Source organism: Nocardiopsis sp. TSRI0078, from assembly GCF_001905145.1.
In the GTDB taxonomy this organism is placed as follows: Bacteria; Actinomycetota; Actinomycetes; order Streptosporangiales; family Streptosporangiaceae; genus Nocardiopsis.
Window position 1 is genome coordinate 257,818 of sequence record NZ_LWLB01000034.1, and the last position, 15,050, is coordinate 272,867.

Annotated in this window: 14 protein-coding genes; 8 read left to right on the plus strand and 6 right to left on the minus strand. The window is 73.5% G+C overall.

Features of this window, described 5'->3' with window-relative positions; translation table 11 throughout:
* Positions 1 to 27: 27 nt before the first annotated feature.
* Positions 28 to 789, minus strand: coding sequence for a class I SAM-dependent methyltransferase (locus A6A08_RS22360; RefSeq protein WP_073704592.1), 762 nt, complete (start codon positions 787 to 789; stop codon positions 28 to 30).
* Positions 786 to 1,520, minus strand: a complete 735-nt coding sequence (locus A6A08_RS22365; protein WP_338013137.1) for a class I SAM-dependent methyltransferase — start codon at positions 1,518 to 1,520, stop codon at positions 786 to 788. The genes A6A08_RS22360 and A6A08_RS22365 overlap by 4 nt, the downstream gene beginning before the upstream one ends.
* A gap of 177 nt (positions 1,521 to 1,697) precedes the next feature.
* Here A6A08_RS22365 and A6A08_RS22370 point away from each other — a divergent pair, with 177 nt between their 5' ends.
* Entirely contained in the window at positions 1,698 to 3,770 is a 2,073-nt protein-coding gene (locus A6A08_RS22370; protein WP_073704594.1) for a hypothetical protein, read from the plus strand.
* Here A6A08_RS22370 and A6A08_RS22375 read toward each other — a convergent pair.
* A complete protein-coding gene (locus A6A08_RS22375) occupies positions 3,767 to 5,077 on the minus strand; it encodes an acyltransferase (protein ID WP_073704595.1) in 1,311 nt (436 codons plus the stop codon). The genes A6A08_RS22370 and A6A08_RS22375 overlap by 4 nt on opposite strands.
* Before the next feature lie 171 nt (positions 5,078 to 5,248).
* Here A6A08_RS22375 and A6A08_RS22380 point away from each other — a divergent pair, with 171 nt between their 5' ends.
* From A6A08_RS22380 to A6A08_RS22395, 4 genes are all read left to right on the plus strand, one after another.
* The gene (locus tag A6A08_RS22380) at positions 5,249 to 6,172 is read left to right on the plus strand and encodes a DUF3068 domain-containing protein (protein ID WP_073704596.1); all 924 of its coding nucleotides are present in this window, start codon (positions 5,249 to 5,251) and stop codon (positions 6,170 to 6,172) included.
* Positions 6,173 to 6,244: 72 nt separating this feature from the next.
* Positions 6,245 to 7,168, plus strand: a complete 924-nt coding sequence (locus A6A08_RS22385) for a decaprenyl-phosphate phosphoribosyltransferase (RefSeq protein ID WP_073704597.1) — start codon at positions 6,245 to 6,247, stop codon at positions 7,166 to 7,168.
* On the plus strand, positions 7,165 to 8,532 hold the full coding sequence (locus A6A08_RS22390) for an FAD-binding oxidoreductase (protein ID WP_073704598.1): 1,368 nt from the start codon (positions 7,165 to 7,167) through the stop codon (positions 8,530 to 8,532). Before A6A08_RS22385 ends, A6A08_RS22390 begins: the two co-directional genes overlap by 4 nt.
* A 56-nt stretch (positions 8,533 to 8,588) precedes the next feature.
* Positions 8,589 to 9,341 carry an SDR family NAD(P)-dependent oxidoreductase gene (locus A6A08_RS22395; protein WP_073704599.1) on the plus strand — a complete coding sequence of 251 codons (753 nt, stop codon included), beginning with the start codon at positions 8,589 to 8,591 and terminating at the stop codon, positions 9,339 to 9,341.
* Positions 9,342 to 9,347: 6 nt separating this feature from the next.
* Here the strand turns inward: A6A08_RS22395 and A6A08_RS22400 are convergent, their stop codons facing one another.
* A complete protein-coding gene (locus A6A08_RS22400; protein ID WP_242422812.1) occupies positions 9,348 to 10,007 on the minus strand; it encodes a TetR/AcrR family transcriptional regulator in 660 nt (219 codons plus the stop codon).
* A gap of 118 nt (positions 10,008 to 10,125) precedes the next feature.
* On the opposite strand from A6A08_RS22400, the gene A6A08_RS28945 reads away from it, so the two are divergent.
* From A6A08_RS28945 to A6A08_RS22410, 3 genes are all read left to right on the plus strand, one after another.
* Positions 10,126 to 10,344: a hypothetical protein gene (locus A6A08_RS28945; RefSeq protein ID WP_242422814.1), complete on the plus strand. Its 219-nt coding sequence runs from the start codon at positions 10,126 to 10,128 to the stop codon at positions 10,342 to 10,344.
* Complete coding sequence (locus A6A08_RS22405) at positions 10,317 to 11,570, plus strand: DHA2 family efflux MFS transporter permease subunit (protein ID WP_242422815.1); 1,254 nt, start codon at positions 10,317 to 10,319, stop codon at positions 11,568 to 11,570. Before A6A08_RS28945 ends, A6A08_RS22405 begins: the two co-directional genes overlap by 28 nt.
* A 113-nt stretch (positions 11,571 to 11,683) precedes the next feature.
* Positions 11,684 to 12,583, plus strand: coding sequence for an NADP-dependent oxidoreductase (locus A6A08_RS22410; RefSeq protein ID WP_073704600.1), 900 nt, complete (start codon positions 11,684 to 11,686; stop codon positions 12,581 to 12,583).
* A gap of 14 nt (positions 12,584 to 12,597) precedes the next feature.
* Here A6A08_RS22410 and A6A08_RS22415 read toward each other — a convergent pair whose 3' ends face one another.
* Together A6A08_RS22415 and A6A08_RS22420 are read right to left on the minus strand one after the other, a co-directional pair.
* On the minus strand, positions 12,598 to 13,965 hold the full coding sequence (locus A6A08_RS22415) for an MFS transporter (RefSeq protein WP_378699528.1): 1,368 nt from the start codon (positions 13,963 to 13,965) through the stop codon (positions 12,598 to 12,600).
* A complete protein-coding gene (locus A6A08_RS22420) occupies positions 13,962 to 14,942 on the minus strand; it encodes an oxygenase MpaB family protein (protein WP_073704601.1) in 981 nt (326 codons plus the stop codon). Before A6A08_RS22420 ends, A6A08_RS22415 begins: the two co-directional genes overlap by 4 nt.
* Positions 14,943 to 15,050: the final 108 nt, after the last annotated feature.

Genomic DNA, 15,050 nt, shown 5'->3' on the forward strand with positions numbered 1-15,050 from the left:
AGCCCGTGCGCCACACGGTCGGGCCCGTCAGCGCCTGCGCAGCACCAGCAGCAGGTTCCAGGTGAGGACCTCGCGCAGCAGGGGCACGCGCACGACCGGCTTGGCCCACCCGGGAAGGTACCGGGGGCGGATGTCCACCACGTCCACGTCGGAGCGCCCGCGCGTCCAGCGCAGCATCTCCTTGGCGTGGGCGGCGTACATGGTGCGGCCGAAGTCGTTCTTGGGCCGCCTCCCGTGGCGCCGGGCGAACCGCTCGGCCGCGTACGCGCCGCCCAGGTAGTGCCACGGAGAGGTCTCGTGCCCGCCCCACGGCGACAGCCACAGCGTGTACGACAGGTACACCAGGCCGCCGGGCCGGGTCACACGCACCATCTCGTCTGCCATCCGGATCCGGTCCGGCACGTGCTCCAGCACGTTGGAGGAGAAGCACACGTCCACCGAGCCGCTGCGCAGCGGCAGCTCCAGGGCACTGCCCTGGATGCCGTGGGTGTCGGCCTCCCGGCCGTGCAGGGTCATCTCGTGGGCGTCGGAGTCCACGCACAGGCAGCGTGCCCCGGCGGCGCGCAGTTCGTCGGCGAAGTAGCCGGGACCGCCGCCCACGTCCACCACGAGCCTGCCGTCCAGGGGCGTGTAGGAGCGCAGTTGGGCGACGGTGTCCCGGGCCAGGGTGCCGTAGAAGCGGGCGGGGTCGGTCTGCTCCCTGCGGAAGGCGGCGAACAGTCCCACCGAACGGCCCAGGGTGGCGCGGAACGGGACGGTGCCGTCGGGGCGGGCGGTCTCGGTGCTCACGCGGGGCCCTCCAGCACCACGTAGTGGCGCAGGTGGCGCCAGTGGTCCCCGCCCCAGTACTCGTCGGAGGCGGCGATCCGGCCGTCCGGGACCAGTTCGGCGATGCGCGCCGCGGGCAGGGTGTGCATCCGCATCGGCGCCGGGTAGCGCAGCAGCGTCCGCTGCGCCAGGGCCACCAGCGGCCACGGCGCGTACCGGAACACCATGCCCTTGAAGGTGCGCCGCTCGGCCTCGGGCACGCCCAGGACCATGGCGCCGCCGGGGCGCACCACCCGCGCGAACTCGCGCACGTAGCCCTCGGCCAGGTCGGGCGGCAGGTGCTGCAGGACCAGGTCGGTGTAGACCAGGTCGAACGAGTCGTCCTCGAACACCGACAGGTCCGGGCGCTCGTTCAGCTCGAACCTGATCCGGCCGCCGGAGCGGTCCAGGCGGCGGGCCTCCGCGAGCATCGGCGCGGAGATGTCCACCCCCACGACCTGGTCGAAGTGCGCGGCCAGCGCGTTGGACAGCCGTCCCGCGCCGCACCCGAAGTCCAGCACCCGGCCGCCCCGGGGGCGGATGCCCAGCTCCTCCATGCGGGCGACGGAGGGGTCGACGTCGGCCCGTCCGGAGGAGAGGAACTCGTCGTCGTCCCAGCCGCCGCCCCGCTTGCCGGGATCCACGCACACCGCCCACAGGGGCTCGGTGGAACCCAGCCGGGTCCAGTCACGGCGGACCTGTTCGAGTCCCACCGGCAATCACCTCCACGGTGCTCACGACCCTGGCGGGACACGGTTCTGAATCGTGTTCCTGTTCTGGGTGCACGGGCCCGAACGGCCTGCGACAAGGGTCAGGGAAGAAAGTGGAACGTGTTGTATTCTGGCACCCATCTTCCGGGTTGGCCAATCTCTGCGGCGGGAGCGAAATCGATGTCGCCTGTTCCTCCCACGGCGAGTGGGCACGACGGTCCCGGTGCCGGGGCCCCGGCGGCGCACGCCGGCACCGCGGACGGGCCACCCAGGGTACGCCGTCCGGTCGAGGAGCCCGACGAGCAGGGGCCCGGCCTCGGCGAACTGGCCCGGGCCGCGCTGACCACCGTGCGTCGCCTGGCCCGCGACCGCCTGGTCCTGGCGGGGCTGCTGGTGGTGGCGGTAGCCGTGGGGCTCAGGATCTATGTGCTCGGTGAGTCCTACTTCGTGGAGGACGACTACCTCTTCTTCGCCGGAGCCCACGCCAGCGACCTCGGGCCGGACTACCTCTTCAGCCTGCACAAGGGCCACCTGATGCCGGGCGCCCTGTTCCTGGTCTACCTCCAGACCACGTTCTGGCCCTACGAGTGGTGGGTCAGCGCGGGCTCGATGCTGGCCCTCCAGGCCGCCGCCATGCTGGTCTTCCTCCGCCTGCTGTGGGAGGTGTTCGGCCGCCGCCGGGCGCTGCTGGTCCCGCTGGCCGTGTACGCGCTGGCCCCGCTGACCGTCCCCGTCCTGGGCTGGTGGTCGGCGGCGCTCAACGCGGTCCCCTTCCAGCTCGCCCTGGTGCTCGCCCTGCTGTGGACCGTGCGCCACCTGCGCACCGGCGACCAGCGCGCCGCCTGGTGGGCGGGCGGCGCCGTCGTGTTCGGCATGCTGTTCACGGTCAAGGCGATGTTCCTGCCGCTGGTGCTGTTCGCGGTGGCCGCCGCCCACCTCTACCCGGGCGGCCCGGTCGCCGGGGCCCGCCGGGCCTGGGCGCTGCACCGGCCGTTCTGGGCGGCGATGGGCGGGCTCCTCGCCGCCTACACGGTGTTCTACCTGCTGCGGATGCGTGTGGAGGAGGGCGGCGAGGGCGCGGGCGTGCCCGAGAGCGGGCCCGCGCTGGCGATGCTGCGCGGGCTGCTCACCGAGGTCTTCCCGGTCGGCGCCCTGGGCGGACCGCTGGAGTGGGGCCCCGTCACCCCGGCGGGCGGCCTCATCGATCCGCGCGGTGTGGTGGTGCTGGGCAGCTGGGCCGTGTTCGCGGTGATCGTGCTGGTCAGCCTGCGGATGCGGCGCGGGGCGTGGCGGGCGTGGGCGCTGCTGCTGGGCTACGTGGTGCTCGTGGACGTCCTCCCGACGGTCATCGCGCGGGGCCGCTTCCAGGACGTGGCCGCCGCCGACCCCCGGTACGTGGCGGACGCGGCGCTGGTGTTCGCGCTGTGCCTGGCCCTGGCCTACCTGCCCACCCGGGAGGAGAGGGCGCGCGCCCTGGTCGGCGGAGCGGGGCAGGACCCGGATGCGCGGGCGGACCCCTACCGGAGGCGCCCCAGGCGCGGCGCCCGGACCGCCGCGGTGCTGGCGACGGTGGTGTACGCGTCGGCGGCGGGTTACTCCACGCACGCCTACGCGCAGACCCTGAGCGGTGACCGCCTCCAGTGGTACCTGGACACGGTACGGGCGTCGCTGGCGGACGTCCCGGAGGAGGGCGGCCTGTACTCGCGCCCGGTCCCGGAGGACGTGGTCCTGGAGTGGAACGGCTCGCGCCGCCTGAGCTCGTGGGTGCTGACGCCGCTGGCGTCGCCCGAGGTCGCGCGGCGGATGACCGAGCCCGAGCAGTCCGACTCCGCCTACGTGTTCAACGACGCGGGCTACCTGGTCCCGGCGCGGCCCTCCGACGGCAGCGACATGTTCGCACCCGGGCCGGAGGACGAGTGCCTGGAGCCCTGGGAGGGGCTCGTGTCCTGGCCGGTGCGGGCGCACGGCGGACCCTCCCAGGTCGCCACCCTCGGCTACACGTCCGAGGAGGACGTCGGGGTGGTGGTGGCGTTGGGCAACGACTGGATCGAGGTGGACCTGCCCGCCGCGGAGGAGAACGGCACCTGGTACGTACCGGTGGGCGCACCCGGGGAGAGGCTGACGGTGTTCCTGCCCGAGGAGCCCGAGGACCGGGGCGGCCTGTGCCTGAACTGGGTGTCGGTGGGCCAGATGGCGCCGACGGTGGAGGGCAACCCGTGGGTCTCGGAGGAGGACGACCGCGCGGGGGGCTAGGGCCTCGGCCCCTTCTGACGGAGGAACCGGCGGGACCAGCGGCGGCCGGGCTCCTCCACCCACCGGTGGGTGGCCATGGCGAGCAGGACCGTCCCGATCGTCACGGGCACCGCGTCCAACCAGAACGACCCGGTGTAGATCTCCTGCCCCGTGAAGTCGCGCCACAGGTACAGCACCATGAACTGCCACAGGAACACGCCGTAGGAGATCCTGGCGAGGAACTGGCACACCCGGTGCCGCAGCAGTGCCTCCATCCACCGGCCGCCGCGCCAGGCGGCGGCCCGCCGCAGCGGAGGCGGTGCCGAGTCCGGGCGCGGGGCCAGCGCGGCGGGTGCGATCAGGAAGAACGCGAAGCCGATCCCGGTCAGCGAGTGCACGGCCGAGGTCCAGATGTCGCCGGAGCCGACGAACCGGTTTCCCGCGGCGTCGGTGGTGTTGAGGGCGTAGAACCCGCCCGCGAGAAGCCAGCACACTCCCGGGGAGGCGGCGACGGTCCGGCAGAAGCGGCGCACCGGGCCGTCCGCGCCGGGCTCGCGCCACGCCCACTCCGAGAGCACGGCCAGTGCCATCCCCGCCGCGAACAGGCCCATGGCCCGGGGCAGCCAGGTGTGCATGTACGAGCGCGTCTCGGGATAGAACTGCGGGACCAGCGCGGCCAGGCCCAGCACCGCCATCACGGCCAGGCCGATGAGCAGACGTCCGCCCCGGGCGTCCACATCCCGGCCGCGGCGCGCCCACAGGGCCAGGACCAGGCCGAACAACGGCAGCAGCAGATAGAAGCTGACCTCCACCGACAGGCTCCACACCTGGCCCAGACCGTAGGGGCCGGTGCCGAACCACGGGGGGTCGGTGTTGAAGGGGAAGGTCAGGGTGAGGACCTCCCACCAGTACCTCGGCGAGCCGAGTTCGTCCCGGGAGTAGACCAGCAGCGCCGCCACGGCCACCACCCAGTAGGCGGGGAGCACGCGTGCGGCACGGCGCCACAGGTAGGGGCGTGCGCGCGGTCCGCGCACGCCGTCCAGGGCGGCGCGGGCCCAGGGCCGGTACAGCAGCACGCCGGAGAGGGCGAAGAACAGGGGCACGGCCAGGTCGAGGGAGGCCAGCAGCCCGCCGAGCACACCGGGGGCCAGGGCCTCGCCGGTCTCCGAGGCGAGGTGGAAGGCGAGGATCATCAGGGCGGCCACGGCACGGATGCCGTCGAGGGCCTCGTGGCGGCCGTCGACCTGAGGGAGCACGAGCGCCGGGTCGGCGGTCCGGGAGGGGACGCGCACGTCGTGGTCCCCGGGCGCGGAGGGATGGGGCGCCATGGGCCTTCCAGGTAGGGGAGAATCCAGAACGCGTTTCACTAGAACGTGTTATAAAAATTTCGACACGCCCTGGTGACGTCGTTCCCTACTGGGCAGTACTCTACCCGGAACTGGACCTAGTTCCACTAGACCCAGTTCCAGATCTGGACTCTCATACGCCCAGGAGGGCACATGCGCCGTACCGTTGCGGTCGTTCTCGTCGCGTTTGGGGTCTTCTTCCTCGCCCTTGCCCCCATGGCGCGCACGTGGTTGTCGAGTTCCCTGATGAAGACCCCTCTGGACTACTACAGCCAAACGGTGCTCACCGCGGAGGGGGCCACCTACTTCAACATCGAGGACGTGGAACTCGTCGAGAACGCCACCCTGGAGGCCACGTCGACCATCCGGGCCGACGTGGCCTCCAGTACCGACGAGACGGTGGTGTGGGACCAGTTCACCTGGGTCAAGGACGCCGAGACCGGCTTCGGTATCACCTCCAGCAGCCGCCGGGCGGGGCACGACCGCGTCACCGGGGAGGCGGTCGACTGCTGCGACGCCATGGTCAACGACGAGTCCGTCGCCCAGAGCGGCCAGGCGTGGAAGTTCCCCTTCTTCACCGAGGAGCGCGACCACGACTTCTTCGAGACCACCGTCGGCGAGGTCGTCCCCATGGAGTTCCAGGGGACCGAGGAGGTCAAGGGGGTCGAGACCTACAAGTTCGTCCAGGAGGTCGACGATTCCACCGTCGGCGAGCGCACCCTGCCGCGCTCGGTGGCCGGACTGGAGGGCGAGGGCGACGTCACCGGGGACGAGGTCTTCTCCATCACCCGCACCTACTGGATCGAGCCCGTCACCGGCTCCCCCCTCAAGATCAGCGAGGACCAGAACCGCGTCGTCGTGGTGGACGGCGAGGAGGTGCTGACCCTGTTCGACGCCGAGCTCGTCTCCAACGACGAGTCGGTCCAGAACGCGGTCGAGAACGCCGAGCAGGGACGCACCATGCTTCCCCTGCTGCGCACCACCCTGCCCGTCGTCTTCCTCGTCGTCGGTGCCGGCTTCGTCGGCGTCGCGGTCGTGCTGTTCCTCACGGGCCGCCGCCATGACCAGTACAGCTGACCCCCGCACACGCCCCTCACCGGCGCGCCCGACCGGGCGCGCCGGTGCGTGTCCCTCCCTCCCGCGCCTCCGGTGACGGAGAGGACGCAGGCCACCGGGCCCGCGGCGGGCGGTGCGCCGCGCGGCGACCGGGGGACGGCCGCCGCGCTGGCCAGGGCGTGCCGGCCCCGGCAGTGGCTCAAGAACCTCCTCGTCCTGGCCGCCCCCGCCGCCGCCGGGGCGCTCGCCCGCCCCGACGCGCTGCCGACCTGCGCCGCGGTGTTCGTCCTGTTCTGTGTGGCCGCGAGCGGCACCTACCTGCTCAACGACGTCCACGACGTGAACCGGGACCGCGCGCACCCGCGCAAGCGCCACCGGCCGGTCGCCTCCGGCGCACTCCCGATTCCGGTGGCCGCCACGGCGGGGATCCTGCTCTGCGCCGCCGCGCCGCTGGCCTCCCTGCCGCTGGGCAACCCCCCGCTCTCGGCCCTGATCACCGGGTACGTGCTGCTCACGCTGGCCTACACGCGCCACCTCCGGGACGTGGTGGTGTGCGACCTGGTCGCGGTCGCCGCCTGCCACGTGCTGCGCGCCGTCGCGGGCGGGGCGGCCGTCGGCGTGCCGCTGACCTCCTGGTTCGTCATCGTGGTGTCACTGGCCGCGCTCCTGGTGGTGGTCGGCAAGCGCGAGGCCGAGCTGCGCGCGGGCGGGGACGCGGACGCCGTCCGCACGGCCCTGCGCGGTTACACGGCCGCCTACCTGTCCCAGACACGCACCATGGCGTCGGGCGCCATGATCGTCACCTACTGCCTGTGGGCGCTGGAGCAGGGCGACGGCCCGCGCACGCTCTTCCACGCGGTGAGTATCGTTCCGTTCATCATGTTCGTCCTGCGCTACAACCTGCTCGTGGACCGGGGCGTGGGGGAGGAGCCCGAGGAGATCGCCCTGCGCGACCGTCCCCTGCAACTCGTCCTCGGCGCACTCGTGGTCCTGGTGGGACTGGGGATCTACCTGTGAGCCGACCGGAACAGCGGACCCTCCTGAGCGGCTGGGGACTCACCTCGCCCACGGCCGCCCGCGTGGTGCGTCCCCGCACCCCCGAGCAGGTGGCCGAGGCGCTCGCCGGGGCCGGAGGGCGCGGAGCGCTGCCGCGCGGACTCGGCCGCTCCTACGGCGACGCCGCCCAGGACGCCGGGGGGCTGGTGCTGGACTGCACGGGGCTGACCGGACCCGTGCGCCTGGACGCCGCGCGCGGCGAGGTCACCGCCCCGGCGGGCACCAGCATGGACCGCCTCCTCGCCCACCTGCTGCGCCGCGGCCGCTTCGTCCCCGTCACCCCCGGGACCCGCCACGTCACCCTGGGCGGGGCGATCGCCGCCGACGTCCACGGCAAGAACCACCCCGCCGACTCCTCCCTCGGGGCGCACGTGCGCTCCCTCACCCTGGTCACGGCGGACGGGCGCACGCGCCGCCTGGGGCCGGGGCCGGGCGGCGGGGACCCCGAGCTGTTCTGGGCGACCGTCGGCGGCATGGGTCTGACCGGGGTGGTCACCGAGGCGACCCTGGCCGTGTTCCCGGTCGAGACCTCCTACATGCGGGTGGACACCGACCGGACCGGGGGCCTGGAGGAGACCCTGGAGCTGATGGCGCGGGCCGAGGACCGGTACTCGGTGGCCTGGCTGGACCTGTTCGCCCGGGGCGGGGCCCTGGGCAGGGGAGTGGTCACCCGGGCCCGCCACGCGCGGGTGGCGGACCTGCCCCCGCCGCTGCGCCGGCAGCCGCTGCGGTACCGGAGCGGGGGCGTGCCCGTACCGCCCCTCACCCCGCCGGTGGGGACCGTGAACCGGTGGAGCGTCGGCGCGTTCAACGCCCTCTACCTCGGCCGGGCGCCCCGGCGGCGGCGCGGCCAGGCCCAGCCGCTGACCGCCTACTTCCATCCTCTGGACGCCCTGCGGGGGTGGAACCGGATGTACGGGCGCCCCGGGGTGGTGCAGTACCAGTTCGTGGTGCCCTTCGGTGAGGAGGGCACCCTGGCGGGGATCGCCGAGGGCCTGTCCCGGGCGCGGGTGCCCTCGTTCCTGGCGGTCCTCAAGCGGATGGGCGAGCCGACGCCGGGGCCGCTGTCCTTCCCCCGGCCCGGGTGGTCTTTGGCCGTGGACCTTCCCGCCGACCTGCCCGGGCTCGGTGCGGTGCTGCACGGCTTCGACGAGCGGTTGGTCGAGGCGGGGGGACGCCTGTACCTGGCCAAGGACAGCCGGGCCCGTGCCGAGACCGTGCACGCCATGTACCCGGAGCTGCCCGCGTGGCGCCGGGTGCGTGCGCGGGCCGACCCGGGCGGGGTACTGGTCTCCGACATGGCCCGCCGCCTGAGGCTCCTGTGACACCGGGCCCGGGCGAGGACACGATGACGACTGTGTGGGGAAGGCGGGGGAGTGCCGTGCGCGACTCGGTGGGATCGGTACGGAGCGTGCTGCTGCTCGGCGGCCGCAGTGAGATCGGCCTGGCCATCGTCGAACGGCTGGTCCGCGAGGGCGCCCGCGAGGTGGTGCTGGCGGCCCGGGGCGGGGTGTCCTCCCCGCCGGCCGCGCTCACCGGACTCGGTGCCTCCGTGTACTCGCTGGACTTCGACGCCGACCTGCCCGGCACCCACACCGGCACCGTGGCGGAGGCGGTGGCGCTGGTGGGCGACCTGGACGTGGTGGTGGACGCCTTCGGGGTGCTCGGGGAGCAGTCCGGGTACGAGGCCGATCCGGCCGCCGCCGCCCGCGCCGCCGCGGTCAACTACACCGGCCACGTGTCCGTCGGGCTGGCCGTGGCCGCGCGCCTGCGCGAACAGGGGCACGGGGCGCTGGTGGTGCTCTCCTCCGTGGCGGGTGTGCGGGTGCGCAGGTTCAACTTCGTGTACGGGTCGGCCAAGGCGGGCCTGGACGGTTTCGCGCAGGGGCTGGCCGACTCCCTGCACGGGTCCGGGGCGCGGGTACTGGTGGTGCGGCCGGGTTACGTGCCGACGCGGATGTCCGCGCACGTGGAGCCCGCCCCGTTCCCCGCCACCCCGGGCCAGGTCGCGGAGGCGGTGTCGGCCGGGCTGCGCTCGGGCGCCACGACCGTGTGGGCCCCGCGCGTGCTCCAGCCGCTCTTCGCGGGCATGCGGATGATGCCGCGCGCCCTGTGGCGCCGCCTGGGCCGCTGAACCCGGTCAGCGGGGGCCGTAGATCCGCATGAACGCGCGGACGCCCGAGTGCACGATCTCCCGGTGCTCGGCCTCGGGCAGGGGGAGGGCGTTGAAGAACGACCGGTTGGTGGCCGGGGTCTGCACCAGCGCCACGAAGTGCCCGGTGGCGTCCTCCTCCTCGCCCTCGGCGATGTCCAGCAGGCCGCGGTCCGCCATGGCGCGCAGCCGCTCGGCCAGGCCCCGGCGCACGGGTTCGGGGCCGTTGTCCAGCCATACCCGGATGATGCCGGGAAAGTGCGCGGCCTCGGCCATCAGCAGCCGGACCAGCGCACCGTGGTCGGGGCGGCGGGCTCCGGGGGAGGTCCACTCCCGGCCGAAGGCGGCCAGCGCGGACGCGGCGTCGGCGGGGGCGTCCAGGTGGCGGGCCGCGATCTCGGCGAAGTCCTCGGCGACCGCGGCGCTGCTCTGGGCGACGATGGTCGCGAACAGCGCCTCCTTGTCCCGGAAGTGGTTGTAGATGGTCCGTTTGGACACCCCCGCGTCGGCGGCGATGGCGTCCACGCTCGCGCGCGCGTAGCCCTCACGCAGGAACACCCGGAGCGCGGCCTCGGTGATCGCCGCGCGCTTGGCCGGGGAACCGCGCCGAGCCGTCGGCCGGACGTCCATCGGCTCCTCCACTTTCACTGGCCTTCCTCCGGACATCTCGTCCCATTCTCCCCCGGACGGCGCGCGGGCGGGACCGGGCCGCTTTCGCGCGGCCGTGCTCTGGACCATATTGCACTGCACGGTGTAGTTTACATACATGGAAGAGCGAGGAACCCCCCGGCCCCGGACGGGGTCCGAGGTGCCGCCGCGCCTCGACGCGGCCCTGCTCAGGCTCTCCGGCGTGCTCCTGGTCGGCGCGTGCGCCACGCTGCTCGACAGCACCGTCGTCACCGTGGCCGTCGACCGGCTCTCCTGGACCTTCGACGCGCCTGTGCCACGGTCCAGTGGGTGGCCACCGCCTACCTGCTGGCCATGACCGCGGTCATCCCCGTGACCGGCTGGCTCGTGGACCGCCACGGCCAGCGCGCGGCCTGGATCGGCGCGCTCGCCCTCTTCGGTGCGGGGTCGGCACTGTGCGCCACGGCCTGGTCGGTGGAGAGCCTGGTCGCCTTCCGGGTGCTCACCGGCCTGGGCGGCGGGATGGTGCTGCCGCTGACGATGACCATCCTGGTCAGGGCGGCCGGACCGGGCCGGACGGGCCGGGCGCTGGCCCTGGTGAGCGTCCCCGGCCAGCTGGCGCCGGTCCTGGGTCCCGTGCTCGGCGGCCTGGTGCTGGACTCCCTGGGTTGGCGGTGGGTCTTCCTGGCCACGCTTCCGCTCACCGCGGCGGCGCTCGCCCTGGCGGTCCGGGGCATCCCTCGGGACGAACAACGGGAGGGGGAGCGGCTCGACCTGGTGGGCCTGGCACTGCTCTCCCCGGGGCTGGCGGTACTGCTGTACGGGCTCTCGGTCCTGGGCGGGGGCCCGCACGGGCCGCTGCTCGCCGCCGCCGGCGCGCTGCTGCTCGCCGGATTCGCCGTCCACGCCCTGCGCCACCGTCCCGGAGGCCCTCCTCCGGTGATCGACCTGCGGCTCCTCGCCGAGGGGCCGTTCCGGATCGGTGCGCTCCTCATGTTCGTCTTCGGGCTGTGCGTCTGGGGCGGCATGTTCCTGCTGCCGCTCTTCTACCAGCAGGTCACGGGTGCCGACGCACTCGCGGCCGGTGTGCTGGTGGCGCCGATGGGCGCGGGTGTGGCGGTCGCGGTGCTGTTCGCGGGTCCGGCCGCCGACCGGACCGGGCCGCGTGTGCTGGTGGTGGGCGGCCTGGCCCTGGCCGCTCTGGCCACGGTCCCCCTCGGGTTCGCCACCGCCGACGCCTCCGGAGCGCTGCTCGGCGCCTCCCTGTTCGTGCGCGGCCTGGGACTGGGGACCGCGTCGGTGCCGATGCTGGCCGCCGCCTACCGGGGGATCGTCCCGGACCGCGTCCCCCGCGCCACCAGCGCCCTCAACGTGATGCAGCGGATCGGCGCGGCCGCGGGGACGGCCGGCCTCGCGTTCGTCCTGGCCACGGCCCTGGCCGGCGCGGACCGGCCCGCGCCGGCCTTCCAGGCGGCCTTCTGGTGGATGGCCGCGCTGACGGCCGTCGCCGTGGTCCCGGCCATGTTCCTTCCGGCCGCCCCGCCCCGCGACACGGCGCGGTCGCCGGGCAAAGCCGTCCGATGACCGTGTCCGACCGGCCCGCCGGGGCCGCCCGACGACCTACCCACCAGCGGCGGACAGGTTCCGTTGGCTGGATTCTCCCGCCTTCAGACGGGAGAGGATGTCAAGGAGAACCCATGTACGCGATGACGATCCCCCGGTTCGGCCCTCCCGAGGTGCTCACCACCGTGGAGCTGCCCGTACCCGAGCCCGGGCCCGGGCAGGTGCGGATACGCGTGGCCGCCGCGGGGGCCCTGCCCATCGACGCCCGTGTCCGGCGAGGCGAGCTCCCCCTGCCCGGCACCTTCGCCCTGCCGCTGGTCCCGGGCAACGAGTTCGCCGGGACGGTGGACGCGGTCGGCCCGGACACCGGCGGACCGGAGCCCGGGACCGAGGTGCTGGGATTCGGAACGTTCGGGGCCTACGCCGAGTACGTGGTGGTCCCCGCCGACCAGGTGGTCCCCAAACCGGCCGCCATGCCCTGGGAGGTGGCGGGCGGCTTCTCCGCCCAGGCCCAGGGCGCCCACATGGCCCTGAGCGCCGTCGGCGTCGGCCCCGGCGACAACTCCGCGGCCGGCGGGTTGGGAACCGTCGCCGTGCAGCTGGCCCGCGCCTGGGGCGCCGCCGTGGTGCTGGGGTCGGCCGGCGAGCGCAACCACGACCACGTGCGGGAACTGGGCGCGGTGCCGGTCCTCTACGGCGAGGGGATGGTCGAGCGCGTGCGCGCGCTGGCCCCGCAGGGGGTGGACGCCGCCCTCGACTCCTTCGACGACGACTCCCTGCGCCAGGCCGTCGAGATCGTCGGTGACCCGCGCCGCGTGGTCAGCATGGTCTCGCACGGGACCGCCCGCGAACTCGGCCTGCCGAAGCCGGCCGGGCCCCGCTCGGCCGCCCGCCTGGCCGAGATGGTGGACCTGTACGAGCGGGGACTCGTGCGCGTCCACCTGCGCCGGACCGTGCCGCTGCGGGACGCGGCCCTGGCCCACCGCGACCTGGACACCGGCCACGGGCGGGGGAAGATCGTCCTCACGCTCTGACCCGGGCGGCGGGGCTATCCCGCGTCCTCGGCGGTCAGCCGGTAGGACGCCAGCGGGACCAGGCAGCACAGCATCACCACGGCGGGTACCAGGGTGCTGCCGACCAGCATGCCGAGCAGCGCCCCGCCGCTCTGCCGGACCGCCTCGCCCGCGCCGGACTCCACGTAGCCGCTCAGCGCCAGGGACAGCGACAGCAGGCCGGTGCCCACCGACTGGGCCATGGCCTCGCCCGAGGTCCACACACCCGACAGCACACCGCCCTGGCGCCGCCCCGACGTGTCGGCGGCGGCCAGGCAGTCGGCCAGCATCGACCACGGCAGCAGCGTCGTCCCGGACAGGCCCACGCCCACCAGCACGGAGGAGAACACCGCGCCGGGAAAGCCCCACAGGGGGATCATCAGCAGTCCCAGGGCGCCCAGGACGAACACCACGGCCGAGTACCCGGCGGCGCGGCGCTTGTCCACCCGCACCGACAGCCGCTTCCACAGCGGGGCCGAGGCGATCAGCGGCACCAGTACACACACCATGAGGACGCTCGTGTACCTCGGCTCGCCCATGACGTTGGCCGTCACGTACGGCACACCGGCCACCATGGTGCCTCCGGCCGTCGCCATCAGCAGGTTGGCGGGGAACAGCACCCGGAAGTGGCGGTGGGCGAGGGCCGTACGCAGCTGGGTGAGCAGGCCCTCGGAGCGGTGCGGGAACACCGGACGCGGCGCACGGCGCGTCCCGGCCACCGAACCCAGCATCGACACCAGCACCACGCCGCCCATGACCAGGCCCATCATCCGGTACCCGGCCACGGCGTCCTCGGGGGCCGACTGCAGGACCGGAGCCAGGGCGCCGCCCAGCAACAGGGCGAGCCCCACGAACGCGGTCCGCCACGTGTTGAACGTGGACCGCTCGTGGTAGTCGGAGGTGATCTCCCCGGGCATGGCGGTGTGCGGCACCTGGAACACCGACGACGCCAGCGCTGCGGCCACGAACACCACCGCCACGTACACGGCGGCGGCGTCGCCCTCCAACGGAGGGCCGGCGAACATCGCGGCGAACAGCACCGGCAGGGTCAGCGCCCCGGCCAGCATCCACGGACGGCGAGGCCCCCACGACGAGCGCGTCCTGTCTGACCAGATGCCGATATACGGACTGACCAGAAGGTCGACCAGTTTGGGCAGGAACACCACCAGCCCGGCCAGTGCGGGGCTCACCGCCAGGGTGTCGGTCAGGTAGATCAGGAGCAGCAGCCCCGGCACCGTGTTGAAGATGCCGGTGGCCACCGCTCCACTGCCGTACCAGGCGTGCACGGACCGGGGCAGCGGCACGGCGCGTCGTCCGCCGTCCACGCCGCCGCCGGGCGGCACGGGGCCGACGGTGGCGGTCACGGGCGGCCCTCCGCGGGGGCCTCGGTCCGTACGCCGTCCGCGGGCGCGGCACCCTCCTCCTCCCGGGTCCCCGTGCCGTACAGCTCCTCGTGGCCGACCGGGTCCACGTCGTGCGCCACCGGGCAGCCCGTCGGGAACGTGCCGATGCGGTTGACGTCGTACCCCTGCGGATAGCTGCGGATGTTCGGGTTGCCGTCCGCCCACAGCGGCTCCTCGCGCGGCTTCATCCGGCGCACGACCCCGGCGCGCAGCTTCAGCGCGATGTCGGCGGCCCTGCGCCACGCCCTGCTGGGCGGGTCGTAGCGGAAGGCCTCGATGAGCGACTCGTCCAGGATCGCCATGGAGAACTTCCGGGCCAGCCCGGACACACGCTCCGGATAGAAGCTCACCATCAGGTCGAGGGTGGAGTCGGAGACCGCGCGTCCGCCCTCGGTGTAGGCGAAGTGCTCGCGTTCGTAGGAGTCCATGAGCTCGCGGAAGCGCTCGTAGGTCTCGGGGATGTCCTTGATCCCCATGTACTTTCCGAGCTTGCGGTAGTAGTGGGTGATCGCGCTGATCTCGTGGTCGCTGAGCCTGCGCCAGCCGTATCCGTAGTCGTTGAGCCAGCGCACGGGCATGACCACGAACGTGCTGAGGACGTACCGGTAGTCGTCGTTGCTGATGTCGTAGGAGCGGTGCATCTGGTTCATCCGGCGCAGCGCGTCGCGCCCCCTGCCCGGCTCGAACCCGTACCGCATCATGTTGTTGAGGATCAGCGCGGTGTCGTCGTAGCGCTTCTGGGTGCTTCCGGTGAACTCGTTGGTCCTGCCGAGCAGTTCGCCGATGCTGGGCACGGCGTAGGTGCGGTACAGGGCGATGCCGAGCGCCCGGCCCATGTCCCAGGGGAACTCGTGGGCGTTGAGGATCTGCATGATCCGTACGCAGTCGGACTCGGCGTCCAGGCGGTGGATCTCGTCTCGGAAGGCGAAGCGCTTCATTCGGGGGTTCCTTCGGCGAAGGGGACGGATGCGGCGGGGGTGGGGGAGCGGGGAACGCGGGCCCGGGCATGCGGGCGACCGCGCGTCGTGCGGGGGGATGTACGGGGA

Bases quoted from the DNA above. Each gene is read 5' to 3' on its own strand.
- A6A08_RS22370 (WP_073704594.1), top strand. From the start codon at position 1,698: ATGTCGCCTGTTCCTCCCACGGCGAGTGGGCACGACGGTCCCGGTGCC.
- A6A08_RS22375 (WP_073704595.1), bottom strand. From the start codon at position 5,077: ATGGCGCCCCATCCCTCCGCGCCCGGGGACCACGACGTGCGCGTCCCC.
- A6A08_RS22380 (WP_073704596.1), top strand. From the start codon at position 5,249: ATGCGCCGTACCGTTGCGGTCGTTCTCGTCGCGTTTGGGGTCTTCTTC.
- A6A08_RS28945 (WP_242422814.1), top strand. From the start codon at position 10,126: ATGGAAGAGCGAGGAACCCCCCGGCCCCGGACGGGGTCCGAGGTGCCG.
- A6A08_RS22410 (WP_073704600.1), top strand. From the start codon at position 11,684: ATGTACGCGATGACGATCCCCCGGTTCGGCCCTCCCGAGGTGCTCACC.
- A6A08_RS22420 (WP_073704601.1), bottom strand. From the start codon at position 14,942: ATGAAGCGCTTCGCCTTCCGAGACGAGATCCACCGCCTGGACGCCGAG.